The organism is Micromonospora zamorensis (genome assembly GCF_900090275.1).
GTDB classification, from domain to species: Bacteria; Actinomycetota; Actinomycetes; order Mycobacteriales; family Micromonosporaceae; genus Micromonospora; species Micromonospora zamorensis.
Window position 1 is genome coordinate 2,255,906 of record NZ_LT607755.1, and the last position, 12,614, is coordinate 2,268,519.

Annotated in this window: 6 protein-coding genes; 2 read left to right on the forward strand and 4 right to left on the reverse strand. The window is 72.3% G+C overall.

What is annotated here, in order from left to right; all coding sequences use genetic code 11:
• The first annotated feature begins 4 nt into the window (after nucleotides 1-4).
• Together GA0070619_RS09550 and scpA are read left to right on the forward strand one after the other, a co-directional pair.
• Nucleotides 5-1,774 (forward strand): methylmalonyl-CoA mutase subunit beta, encoded by a 1,770-nt coding sequence (locus GA0070619_RS09550; RefSeq protein ID WP_088947724.1) that lies wholly within the window; start codon nucleotides 5-7, stop codon nucleotides 1,772-1,774.
• A gap of 71 nt (nucleotides 1,775-1,845) precedes the next feature.
• Entirely contained in the window at nucleotides 1,846-3,897 is a 2,052-nt protein-coding gene (gene scpA / locus GA0070619_RS09555) for a methylmalonyl-CoA mutase (protein WP_425887011.1), read from the forward strand.
• 87 nt (nucleotides 3,898-3,984) lie between these two features.
• Here scpA and GA0070619_RS09560 read toward each other — a convergent pair whose 3' ends face one another.
• The 4 genes from GA0070619_RS09560 to pdxR all read right to left on the reverse strand — a co-directional run bounded on the left by GA0070619_RS09560 (nucleotide 3,985) and on the right by pdxR (nucleotide 12,369).
• Nucleotides 3,985-4,689 carry a 4'-phosphopantetheinyl transferase family protein gene (locus GA0070619_RS09560; RefSeq protein ID WP_088947726.1) on the reverse strand — a complete coding sequence of 235 codons (705 nt, stop codon included), beginning with the start codon at nucleotides 4,687-4,689 and terminating at the stop codon, nucleotides 3,985-3,987.
• Between the two features lie 275 nt (nucleotides 4,690-4,964).
• Nucleotides 4,965-5,201 carry a DUF5988 family protein gene (locus GA0070619_RS09565; protein ID WP_088947727.1) on the reverse strand — a complete coding sequence of 79 codons (237 nt, stop codon included), beginning with the start codon at nucleotides 5,199-5,201 and terminating at the stop codon, nucleotides 4,965-4,967.
• 108 nt (nucleotides 5,202-5,309) lie between these two features.
• Nucleotides 5,310-10,712, reverse strand: coding sequence for an ATP-binding protein (locus tag GA0070619_RS09570; RefSeq protein WP_088947728.1), 5,403 nt, complete (start codon nucleotides 10,710-10,712; stop codon nucleotides 5,310-5,312).
• Between the two features lie 190 nt (nucleotides 10,713-10,902).
• Nucleotides 10,903-12,369 carry a MocR-like pyridoxine biosynthesis transcription factor PdxR gene (pdxR, locus tag GA0070619_RS09575; RefSeq protein ID WP_088947729.1) on the reverse strand — a complete coding sequence of 489 codons (1,467 nt, stop codon included), beginning with the start codon at nucleotides 12,367-12,369 and terminating at the stop codon, nucleotides 10,903-10,905.
• Between the last annotated feature and the right edge of the window lie 245 nt (nucleotides 12,370-12,614).

The window sequence follows — 12,614 nt, forward strand, 5'->3', positions numbered from 1 at the left end:
ACTCATGACACGCGACTTCCCGGTGCCCGCCATCGAGGACTGGCAGCGGCTCACCCTCAGCGTGCTGCGCAGGTCCGGAAGAGCGGACGAGAACACCGCCGCGGGCGACGCCGCCGACCTGCTGGCCACCACCACGTACGACGGGTTCCCGCTGGCACCGCTCTACACCTCGCGGGACACCACAGTGCCCGATGGGCTTCCCGGGCAGGCGCCGTTCACCCGGGGCGGCGGCCTCGGCGGCCGGTGGGACGTGCGTACCGTGCACACCGACCCGGACCCGGTACGCACCGCCGCGGCGGCCCGGGCCGACCTGCACGGCGGGGCGACCTCGCTGTGGCTACGGGCTGCCGCCCCCGAGCAGTTGGGCGAGTTGCTCACCGGTATCCCGCTGGACCGCACCGGCATCGTGCTCGACGCCGGCACCGAGACCGACAAGGCCACCGCCGCCCTGCTGGACGTGGCCGCTCGGCAGACCATCGAGCCCCGCGTGTTGCGGGGGAACCTCGGCGCCGACCCGTACGGCGCGTTCGCGGCAACCGGCATCGAACCGGAACTCGGCGTCGCCGCGGACCTGGCGGCCCAGTCGGTGACGGCACACCCCGAGCTGCGGGCGCTGACCGTGGACGTGACCACGTATCACGACGCGGGCGGCAGCGACGCCGAGGAACTGGGCTGCGCGCTGGCCACCGGTGTCGCCTACCTGCGGGCGATGAGCGACCGGGGGATCCCGCTCACCAGGTCGCTCGACCAACTCGAGTTCCGCTACGCCGCGACCGCCGACCAGTTCGCCACGATCGCCAAGCTCCGGGCGGCCCGCCGGCTCTGGCACCGGGTCACCGAGGTCGCCGGCGCGAACCGACAGTCGGCGCAGCGGCAGCACGCCGTGACGTCGGGCGCGATGATGACCGCCCGGGACCCGTGGAGCAACCTGCTGCGCACCACGCTCGCCTGTTTCGGCGCGGGCGTCGGCGGCGCCGGGGCGATCACCGTGCAGCCGTTCGACGTGGCCCTGGGCCGGCCCGACGAGTCGGCCCAGCGGATCGCCCGCAACACCCAGCTCATCCTGCTGGACGAGGCGCACCTGCACCGGGTCACCGATCCGGCCGGCGGGTCCTGGTACGTCGAGTCGCGCACCGACGAGCTGGCCCGGGCGGCGTGGGAGTGGTTCACCACGATCGAGAGGGCGGGCGGCATCGGGACGGCGCTGCGCAGCGGTCTGGTCGCGGACCGGCTGGCCGCGACCTGGGAGCGTCGGGCGACGCGTGTGGCCCGCCGCCAGGACGCGATCACCGGGGTCAGCGAGTTCCCCGATCTCGACGAGCAGGTCCCGGCCCGCCACGCCGTGCCACCGGCTCCGGTGGGCGGTCTGCCCCGCCACCGTTACGCGGAACGGTTCGAGGAGCTGCGCCGACGGGCCGACGGCGCGACCACGGCGCCGGTGGTGCACCTGGTCACGATCGGCCGGGCGTCCGACCACGGCGCCCGGGTCGCCTTCGCCGCGAATCTGTTCGCGGCCGGCGGCATCCGCACCGTGACGACCGCTGCCGACGAGCCGGTCCCGCCCGGTGCCGTGGCGTGCGTCTGCTCGTCCGACCGTCTCTACGCCGAGCAGGCCGCGTCGGTGACGGCCGCGCTCCGGCAGGCCGGCGCCGCGAAGATCTGGCTGGCCGGGCGGCCGGGCGGCCAGGCGGGCGTCGACGACCACCTGTACGCCGGGTGCGACGCCGTCCGCGTGCTGGAGACCACCCTCGACGACCTCGGAGTCCCGCGATGATCCCCTCGTACGCCGACGTCGAGCTCGGCACCCCACCCGCACCGAGCGGCCCCGCTCCGGAGTCGACAGATGTGTGGCAGACCCCGGAGGGGATCGGCGTCAAGCGGTTCTACACCGCCGACGACCTGGCCGGTGTGGACTTCCTCGACTCGCTGCCGGGCATCGCGCCGTTCGTGCGTGGTCCCTACCCGACCATGTACGCCACCCGCCCGTGGACGGTCCGCCAGTACGCGGGCTTCTCCACCGCGCAGGAGTCCAACGCCTTCTACCGGCGCAACCTGGTCGGCGGGCAGAAGGGACTGTCTGTCGCGTTCGACCTGGCCACCCACCGTGGTTACGACTCCGACCACCCCCGGGTGGCCGGTGACGTGGGCATGGCCGGCGTGGCGATCGACTCGATCCTCGACATGCGGGAGCTGTTCGCCGGCATCCCGCTGGACCGGATCAGCGTGTCGATGACCATGAACGGTGCGGTGCTGCCGATCCTCGCCCTCTACATCGTCGCCGCCGAGGAGCAGGGGGTCACGCCCGAGCAGCTGGCGGGGACCATCCAGAACGACATCCTCAAGGAGTTCATGGTCCGCAACACGTACATCTATCCGCCGGAGCCGTCGATGCGGATCGTGGCGGACATCTTCGCCTACATCTCGCAGCGGATGCCGCGGTTCAACTCGATCTCGATCTCCGGCTACCACATGCACGAGGCGGGGGCGACCGCCGACCTGGAGTTGGCGTACACGCTCGCCGACGGCGCCGAGTACGTGCGCGCCGGCAAGACCGCCGGGCTCGACGTCGACGCGTTCGCCCCCCGGCTGTCGTTCTTCTGGGCGGTCGGCATGCACTTCTTCATGGAGGTGGCGAAGCTGCGGGCCGGCCGCCTGCTGTGGGCACGGTTGCTGCGCGACGCCGGCGCGACCGACCCGAAGTCGCTGTCGCTGCGTACCCACTGCCAGACGTCCGGCTGGTCGTTGACCGCGCAGGACCCGTACAACAACGTGGTTCGCACCTGCGTCGAGGCGATGGCGGCGACCCAGGGCCACACGCAGTCGCTGCACACGAACGCGCTGGACGAGGCGTTGGCGCTGCCGACCGACTTCTCTGCCCGGATCGCCCGCAACACCCAACTGTTGCTCCAGCAGGAGTCGGGCACCACCCAGGTGATCGACCCGTGGGGCGGCAGCGCCTACCTGGAGCGGCTCACCCACGACCTGGCCCAGCGGGCGTGGGGTCACATCCGGGAGGTCGAGCAGGCCGGCGGCATGGCCCGGGCCATCGAGCAGGGGCTGCCCAAGCTGCGGATCGAGGAGGCCGCCGCGCGTACGCAGGCGCGGATCGACTCCGGTCGGCAGCCGGTGATCGGTGTGAACCGGCACCGACCGGTCGTGGAGGACCCGATCGAGGTGCGCAAGGTGGACAACACGGCGGTGCGTGCCGAGCAGGTCGCCAAGCTGCGCCGGCTGCGGGCCGAACGCGATCAGCCGGCCTGCGACGCCGCCCTGGCCGCCCTCACCCGGGGCGCCGCCGACCCGGCGGCCAACCTGCTCGACCTGGCCGTCACCGCCGCCCGGGCGCACGCCACCGTCGGGGAGATCTCCACGGCCCTGGAGACGGCGTTCGGCCGGCACGTCGCCCACATCCGTACGACCGAGGGCGTGTACCGCGACGAGGCGGGCACCGATCCCGGCGTCGCCCGGGCCCGCGACGCCGCCGACGCGTTCGCCGACCGGCGCGGGGTCCGTCCCCGGATCCTGGTCGCCAAGATGGGCCAGGACGGTCACGACCGTGGTCAGAAGGTGGTCGCCACGGCCTTCGCCGACCTGGGGTTCGACGTCGAGGTGGGTCCGCTGTTCCAGACCCCGGACGAGGTCGCCCGACAGGCGGCCGACGCGGACGTGCACATCGTCGGCGTCAACTCGCTCGCCGCTGGCCACCTCACCCTGGTGCCCGCGCTGCGCGCGGCGCTGACCGCCCTGGGCCGCGCGGACATCATGATCGTGGTCGGTGGGGTGGTGCCGCCCGGTGACATCGCCGCGCTGCGCCGGGCTGGCGCCTCGGCGGTCTTCCCGCCCGGCACTGTCCTCGCCGAGGCCGCGGTGGACCTGTTGGAACGGCTCCAGCGATGAGTACGGTCGCGGGCTGACCCCGGACGGCACGGTGGCCGCCTCCCATTCGGGGGGCGGCCACCGTGCTGTGCGCGGGGAAGTGCGGGCTCAGCGGTGCGCGGCGAGGCGGCCGGCGGGCCGGGTCTTCGGGACCACCGGCGCGAGGACGGTGATGGCGGTGACGACGAGGCCCTGCTCGACGAGCCACCGGCCGCTGAACCCGCTGAGCCGCCGCCCGTGCACCCACGGCCCGGTGACCAGCAGCGTGGCGTTGAAGGTGCCGTTCAGCGGGTCGATGACGATGTTCGCGTCCTCGAAGTCGAGCCACCGTGCGGTCAGCGGGAACCAGGCCTTGTAGACCGATTCCTTCGCGCTGAACAGCATCCGGTCCCAGGCGACGCCGGGATGGTCGCGCAGCAGGACGGCGATGCGGTCCCGTTCCTCGGCCAGGGAGACGGCTTCGAGCACGCCGTTGGCGAGGGCCTCGTTGGGTTCGGCGTCGATGCCGACAGTGGTGACCTTCTCCTGCTCGGCGAGGACTGCGGCGCGGTAGCCGGCGCAGTGGGTGATGCTGCCGACCATCCCGAAGGGCCACTGGGGCTCGCCGCGGGTGCCGGGCAGGACCGGCGCGGGAGCGATCCCGATCTGCCGCATCGCCTGGCGTGCGCACCAGCGGGCGGTGGTGAACTCGCGGCGGCGCTTGTCCACGGCCTTGCGGACGACGGCCTCCTCCTCGGGGAAGAGGTCGGCGCCGGGCGGGTCCACGAAGGTGTCGACGGCCGTCACGGCGCCGGGAAGGATGGACTCGATCATGGCTTCCTCCGCGCCGGAGAAACGGTTCCGGAGTCAGCGGTGGCCGACCTGACGCCCTCGGGCGGCAGTGCACGGGCACGGCTGGCATTGGTCACGCTTCAACAGTATCGACGCTGGTAGCCGTAGGGAACGAACGCTGCGGCTTTCACGGGCCGCGCTCGCGCAGCTAAGGGAGTGCCCGTCCCGGCTAGGGGCCCGGGCAGTCAGTGGGCGTCCGATCGCGGGCCGCCGCCCCGGCGCCGACGCCAAGGGTGCGACCCGCGATCCGTCCCGCGTCATTCCGCGATCTTGGTCCGCGCGGTCCAGGTGAACAACAGCGGGGAGCCGTCGCCGAAGCGGCGCTCGAAGTGCTCGTAACCGGCCAGGTAGGGCACTTTGATTTTTCCGTAGACCAGCTGCTCGACGCTGGCCACCACAGTGCGGGGGATGTCGGCAGGTCCACCCTGGAGGAACACCAGCACGGGCTCGGACGGTGCCAGGGCCGGCGGGTCGAGTGTCAGGTACTGAGGCATCGGATCGGTCCTCTCTGCCACGGAGCCTCGTCGCTCCGAATTCAGCATGGGGGCGTCTCCGGCGCCGACACAGACCCCTAGCACCCCGATGCCAGGGCGGGGAGGGCGTCACCTCTTCAGGCCGTGCTCGATCGCCTCGATGATGCGGGGCCGCAGCTCGGCCGTGCTGACGATGGCGTCGACCGAGCCGACCTGGACGGCTCGCTGGATGCTGTGCACCCGGTCGAACTCCGCGGCCACCTCGCCCAGCTTCTCCGCGCGGACCGACGAGCGCACCTCGGCGAGCAGGACGTTGAGGGCCGCCCGTTCCGCGCCGGTCGCGCCCGCGACCTGCGCGTGCAGCTCGGCGACGCGGGGGTCCTTCGCGGTGCGGTTGGTGACCTCACCGGAGAAGACGACGGCCGCGGCCGGGGCGCCGCCGAGCACCGAGGCGAACGAGCCCTCCAAAGCGAGCACGGACATGTTCGGGTTGAGGGCCTTGGAGAAGACCACGAACGCGCCGCCGTGGTAGCGGGAGATCACCGTGAAGACGATCGGGCCCTCGAAGTTGACGATCGCCCGGCCGATCTCGGCGCCGTACTCCAACTGGAGGTTGCGCATCGACTCCGGGGAGCCGTCGAAGCCGGACAGGTTCGCCAGCACGACGAGCGGACGGTTGCCGGAGGCCGCGTTGATCGCCCGTGCCGTCTTCTTCGACGAGCGGGGGAACAGGGTGCCCGCCGTGTAGGTGTCCGGCCCGTCGGTGGGCGGGAACCCGCGCCGGGGGACCGGGCGCGACTCGATGCCGATCAGGCAGACGGGATAGCCACCGACGTGGGCGTCCTGGACCACCGACGTGTCGGCGTCGGCCATCCCGGCCCAGCGTTCGAGGACGGGGTGATCCTGGTCGGACAGGGCGCGCATGACGGTACGGATGTCGAAGGCCTTCTTGCGGTCCGGGTTGTGGCTCGCCGAGAAGATCTGCCCGACGGTGGTGAAGTCGCTGCCGTCGACGAGGTGCGGGTAGTCGGAGACGTCCCGGTCGACCGGGTCGTCGGTGTCGGCCCGCCGAGGCCCGGTCTCCCCGGGTACGACGTAGGTGTGGTCGTAGTGGGCCATGAGCACGTCCCGTGCCGCCGGCAGGCTGGGTGCCCAGTACTGTGCCTGCCCGTTCGGACCCATGACCCGGTCGTAGCCGCCGATGCCGAAGTTGTCCTCGGCCGACACGCCACCGGAGAAGTCCAGCGAGTGCTTGCCGGTGAGCACCATCGCCGAGTCCGGGGTCATCACCAGGATGCCCTTGGTGTGCATGAGCATGGTCGCCTCGGCGTTCCAGTATGGCTGCGCGCCGACGTTGATGCCGGCCACCACGATGTTGATCTCACCGCCGGCCTGGGTGAACGTCACGACGCGCTTGAGCGCCGCGGCGACCCAGTCCATGTTCTCGGTTCCGGAACTCATCGAGATGCGGGCGCCCGCCGACAGGGCGAACCACTCCAGGGGCACCCGCATGGTCTCGGCCAGGTCGAGGGCGGCGATGACGCGGGCGCACTCCGGCTCGGACAGGGCGCCTAGCGCCTTGGTCGGGTCGCCGAGCAGCACGACGCGGGTGACGCCCTCCGGGTAGCGCTCGGTCGGGGTCGTCACCACGCCGGCCACGATGGCCGCCGAGTTCTTCCCCTTCGGCCGTTCGACGGGTACGAGCGTCCCGGACGGGTCGAGGTCGTACTCGGTGAAGCGGCCCAGCAGCCCGGTCAGCTCGTACGGGTAGGTGGTGCCCCGACGTGCGGCACGCAGCACCTTCTGCCGGTAGTCGTCGAGCGGCCGCACCGGCTCGGTGGACGGCGCGCCCACGTTGAGGTGGGCGCCGTTGCCCGGGTCCAGGGTGATCGTCACCGCCACGTCCCCGGCCGAGTGCGGCTGCCGGGCGATGAACTGCACCTCTTCCAGCCCGGCCCCGGTCGAGGTGGGCAGGATGCGCTGGACCAGCGCGTTCAGCTCGTCGAGCGACAGGTTGGTGGGCGGCCAGACGTACATCAGGATCCTGTTGGTGTCGAACCGCTTGTCCTGCGGCCGCCGCGCCTGGATGTCGCGGATCGCGTCCAGGGCCAGGGTGGTGGCCTCCTCCAGGGCGGGCAGCGCGACCAGGCGTCCGTCGGTCTCCCGCAGCGGGGTCAGGTCGCGGACCTGGCCCATGGCGATGAGGCGTTCGTCGGCGGGGTTGCTGCGCGCCACGGCCTTGAAGAGGTAGATCTCCTCGTCGGCCGAGGGCAGCCGGGTCAGGTCGAACTCGCGCAGCCGCTCCAGTTGCAGGCGCTGGGCGATCTGCGGGTGCAGCCCACGGATCAGCCGGTCCTCGGTGAAGCCGGCCTCGCCGGGCCGGAAGGTGAAGTAGTGGTGCATGACCGCGCCGTTGGAGCTGGCGACGGTCGCGGTGACCCGCTGGACGATCGACGGCAGCGGGTGTGCCGCGAACAGCTCACCGAGGCGTACCGCGACGGCGTCGTCGTCGGGTTGGTCCTGCACCGCGACGTACAGGTCGGCGACCAGTGGGGCCGGGGCGTCGGCGGCCAGCTCGGCGAGCGCGGTGAGGGTGCCGGGAAGACGGGCGATGTCGGTGGCGCCCGCCACGATGTGGGTCGTGCCGTGCTCGGCGGTGAGGAACCCGCCCCGCGCGGTCACCGCGGTCAGGCCCCGGTTGCCGTAGTAGCGGCGGGTGAGCACCTCCAGCAGCGGGCCGTGCTCGGTGTGGCCGGGGCGTCGGATGCGCTGACCGATGATCCGCACGAGGGGTTGTCGACAGGAGACCATGCGTTGGATGCGGTCGGCCCGGTCCGGGGCGTCCGGGTGCTCATCGAGGTGGCGCAGGTCGGCGCGGACCTCGGCATAGACCTCGGCGCGGGTGCGGCGCAGCAGGGGCTGGGCGTACCAGCGGAAGACCAGACCACGCGCCAGGTCGGCGATCACCGGGAAGCGGACCTGGGTCGCCTCGATCAGGCGCTCGAGGACGACACCGGCGGGTTCACGCAGGTCGCCGACGGGTGCGGGCCCGGCGAGCAGTTGGCGCAGCACCTCGGAGACGACCGGCGTCGCGGCGGCCATCCGTTGCTGGGCCAGGAAGATCCGGAAGACGGCGTCCTCCAGTTCCGGTGTGCGGTCCAGCCCGGTCACGCCGTAATGGGCGAGGACCCGTTCCAGGCGTGCCACGAACCCGGGGGAGACGCCGGCCCGTTCGGCGTCGAGGCTCTGCAGGTAGCTGTGGAAGAACTCGCGCGGGGTGTGCACGGCGCTGCCCGGCTGGGCGTCGGCGGTCCGACGCGGCTTGTTGCGGGCCAGCTCCGCCAGGTTCGCGAAGATCGTCAGAAGGTCGAGGTGGCCGGCCGGTGCCCCGGTACGCACGGCTGGGCAGCGCCCGATCTCGCCCGGGGCGACGTCGTAGCCGAGCAGCAGCGCGCGCAGATCGTCCAGGACCTCCTCCGCCGACGGCCCGCCCGGTGCCGCCGGCAGGTCGATCTCGACGACCTCGGCCGAAGTGGTCGTCTCCTCGGTGGTGGTGTCGGCCAGTGGTTCGAGGCGCATCAGGGGGGTGCCCGTCTCGACCTGGCTGCCGACCGCGACGGGGCACTCGCGCACGCGGGCCTTGAACGGGGCCCGGAGCACGTTCTCCATCTTCATGCTCTCCAGCACCAGGATCGGCGCGCCGGCCTCGACCTCGTCACCGACGGTCAGGGGAGTCGCGACGACGAGGGCCGGCGCGGGGGAGCGGACCACGCCGCCCTCGTCCCTGCTGACCCGGTGGGTGACGCCGTCGACCTCGATCGTGTGGATCGGCCCGTGGGTCGCGGTCACCAACCGGAAGCGGTTGCCGTTGACCAGCATCTGCCCGCGGTGCTCGTCGAACCGTTCCATCTGCACGTCGACGCGGTGGACGTCCCCGCCGGCCGACAGGCCGATGCGGAAACACCTGCGGCTCACGCGGGACACCGCCACCCGGTAGGCGACGCCGCGCAGTTTCAGGTCGAGCGGCCGGCCGGTCTCGTGGCGCACCTGCGGGCGGCCGCCGTGCGCGGTGGTGAACAGGCGCTGCCGGCTGACCTCCTCCTCGTCCTGGTAGGCCTCGATGGCGGCCGCGGCGAGGGCGATCGCGGAGTGGCGGTGGGTGACGAGGCGGCCCTCGGAGCGGACGCGGTCGATCCAGCCGGTGTCGGCGGAGCCGTCGATCACCTCGGACTGGTCGAGCAGGTCCAGCACGAAGCTCTTGTTGGTGGCGCCACCCTCGATGATGACGGTGGTCTCGGCCATGGCGCGACGCAGGCGGCCGAGCGCCTCGTCGCGGTCCCGGCCGTACGCGATGATCTTGGCGATCATCGAGTCGAAGGCCGCCGGGATGCTGTCGCCCTCACTGACACCGGTGTCGACCCGGATGCCCGGGCCGGCCGGCAGCGCGAGCCGGACGATCCGGCCGGGGGAGGGTGCGAAGTCGCGGTCCGGGTCCTCGGCGTTGAGTCGGGCCTCGACCGCGTGACCCGCCTCCACCGGTGCCGGACCGTCGAGCCGGCCACCGCCGGCCACGTGCAGTTGGAGTTTGACCAGGTCGGTGCCGGTGGTGATCTCGGTGATCGGGTGCTCGACCTGGAGCCGCGTGTTGACCTCCAGGAAGGCGAACAGCTTCTGGGCCGGGTGGTACAGGAACTCGACAGTGCCGGCGCCCCGGTAACCAACCGCCAGTGCGAGCCGCACTGCGGCGGCCTTCACCTCGGCGACCTGTTCCGCCGCCAGCACCGGCGACGCGGACTCCTCGATGATCTTCTGGTTGCGGCGCTGCACCGAGCAGTCCCGCACCCCGAGCGCCCAGGCGCCACCCTGCCCGTCGGCGATCATCTGCACCTCGACGTGCCGGGCGCCGGTCACCAGGCGTTCCAGGAAGACGACGCCGGAGCCGAAGGCCCGCAACGCCTCCTGGCTGGTGCGCTCGTAGGCGTCGGTGAGGTCCACCGGCGAGTCGACCCGCCGGATGCCACGCCCACCACCGCCGGCGGTCGCCTTGAGCATCAACGGGTAGCCGATCTGGTCGCCCGCGCGAAGAGCGTCCTGGAGGGTTGCCACCTCGCCCCGGCTCCACGGGGCGACCGGGACGCCGACCTCCTCGGCGATCAGCTTCGAGCCGATCTTGTCGCCGAGCTTGCGCATCGCCTCCGCGCTCGGCCCCACGAACGTGACCCCGATCCGCTCGCACAGCTCGGCGAACGCCGGGTCCTCCGCGACGAATCCCCAGCCGACCCAGGCCGCGTCGGCGCCGGTCTCGACCAGGGCGCGTTCCAGCAGCTCGTGGTTGAGGTACGGGCGGGTGGCCGCGGCACCCAGTGGATACGTCAGGTCGGCCGCCCGGACGAACGTCGCGGTGCGGTCCTCGTCGGTGAACAGTGCGACCGTCTCGACGTGGTCACCCGACTCCGCCGACAGGTCCCGTACGGCATGGATCAGCCGCATCGCGGCTTCTCCCCGATTGATGATCGCGATACGCCTGAACACCGGTCGACCCCTCCCCCGACGCCTGACGCTTCGACAGACGACGATTCTTAAGTGACCCGCGCGCGCATCGCGGTACGGGCACGGCCGGACCGTAACGCGCCCGTGGGAGCAGACGACACCCCTAGCTTGGCCTGGGACGCGAGCCCGCCCAGGGTGGCGGCGCCGGGACGACAGGGGTCACCGGTCGCGCTCACCGTCCACCGCGGACCCCGGTGCCACTCGGTTCGGCCGTCGGAGTCACCCGGGGGGCTCTGGACCCGGTGCGGCCCATCGTCTCCCGGTACGCCCCGGCGATCCCGGCCAGGCCGCGGCCCAGCTCGGTGCCGCGCAACCCGGCGTAGCCGACGACCAGTGCCGGCGGTCGGTCGTCGGCGCGCAGGGCGTAGAAGCGACCGCCGCGGACCAGGACCGAGCGGCGTCGGGCGGCCTGCACCAGCGCCTCCTCGGCGCACCAGGTGGGCAGTTCCAGGTACGCCTGCAACCCGCCGTGCCCGTTGCGCAGGGTGGTGCCGGGCAGCTCGCGGGCGACGAACTGGTGGACCACCTGACGGCGTTTCTGGATGTCGGCGGTGAGTCGCCGCAGGTGCCGGTCGAAGGCCCCGGTGTCGATGAGCCGGGCGAAGGCGAGCTGCTCCAGGCTGGAGCAGCCGAGGTCCCAGCCGGCGCGCAGGCGCTCGATCGGCGCGGTCAGCGTGGGCGGGGTGGCCAGCCAACCGAGGCGGAGCGCCGGGGCGAGCACCTTGCTGGCGCTGCCGGCGTAGATCACCCGGTCGGGGGCGAGGCTCTGCAACGCCGGCATCCGCTGCGCCGGGGTGACGAAGGCGGCGTCGAAGTCGTCCTCGACGATGTAGCCGTCGACCGCCTCGGCCCAGGCGACGAGCTGCTCCCGGCGCTGCGCGCTGAGCGTGGCCCCGGTCGGGAACTGGCTGGCCGGGGTGACGAGCACGGCGCGGACCCCGCTCGCGGCCAGCGCGTCGACCCGGATGCCGTCGGCGTCCACCGGGAGGCCCACCGGACGCAGGCCGGCGTCGGCGATGAACTCCCACTCGCCCGGGTGGCCCGGGTCCTCCACGCCGACCGTGTCGTGGCCCCGGTCGCGCAGCTCCCGGCACAGCAGCGCGAGCCCCTGGGCGAAGCCGGACGTGATCATGAGGTGGTCGGGTCTGGTACGCACGCCGCGCACCCGGCCGAGGTAGCCGGCGAGGGTGTGCCGGACGACCGGCAGGCCGGACGGCGGGGCGTATCCCAGCTCGCGGAGGCCGGCCGAGGTGACCACCGCGCTGACCGCCCGGATCCAGTCCTGCCCGGGGAAGGTGGAGGCGTGCAGGCCGCCGGTGCGCAGGTCCCGGAGTGCCGCCGTCGGTGCGCGGTCGCCCGGAGTGAGCGCCGAGCCGATCTCGTCGCGTGCCGCCGCCGCCACCGAGGTGCCCGAGCCGTGTTGGGAGACGAAGTAGCCCTCGGCGCAGAGCTGCTCGTACGCCTCGACGACCACACTGCGGGACACCCCGAGGTCGGCGGCGAGCTGCCGGCTCGACGGCAGGCGGGTGCCGGGACGCAGCACGCCCTCCTCGATCTGCGTACGAAATGCGTTACGGAGCTGCACTGCCAGCGTTTCGCGCGACTGACCATCTATTGACAGGTTTAGATTCAACAACAAGTGGTCCGCTCCGGCGTAGTCGAAGTGGTATGGACAGCGCGATCTGTACTTGAGGAAAGTGTTGTCCGGACGCGCAACCGTCCAGCGACCGGCGAATCAGGGCGTACGTTCCGAGTTGTCCAATATGGACCTCACTAACGTCCCTGGTGCCGGCGTGGGCCGGTCGTGCGAGTCCTTTTGTGCGGGGGGAAAGTCCGATCTGCCGTGTCACGCGGCGGGGTCAGCGCCAACGGTGGCGCGGAAAT

Excerpts from the sequence above, each read along its gene's own strand:
- GA0070619_RS09560 (WP_088947726.1), bottom strand. The coding sequence starts at position 4,689 with ATGATCGAGTCCATCCTTCCCGGCGCCGTGACGGCCGTCGACACCTTC.
- GA0070619_RS09550 (WP_088947724.1), top strand. The coding sequence starts at position 5 with ATGACACGCGACTTCCCGGTGCCCGCCATCGAGGACTGGCAGCGGCTC.
- GA0070619_RS09565 (WP_088947727.1), bottom strand. The coding sequence starts at position 5,201 with ATGCCTCAGTACCTGACACTCGACCCGCCGGCCCTGGCACCGTCCGAG.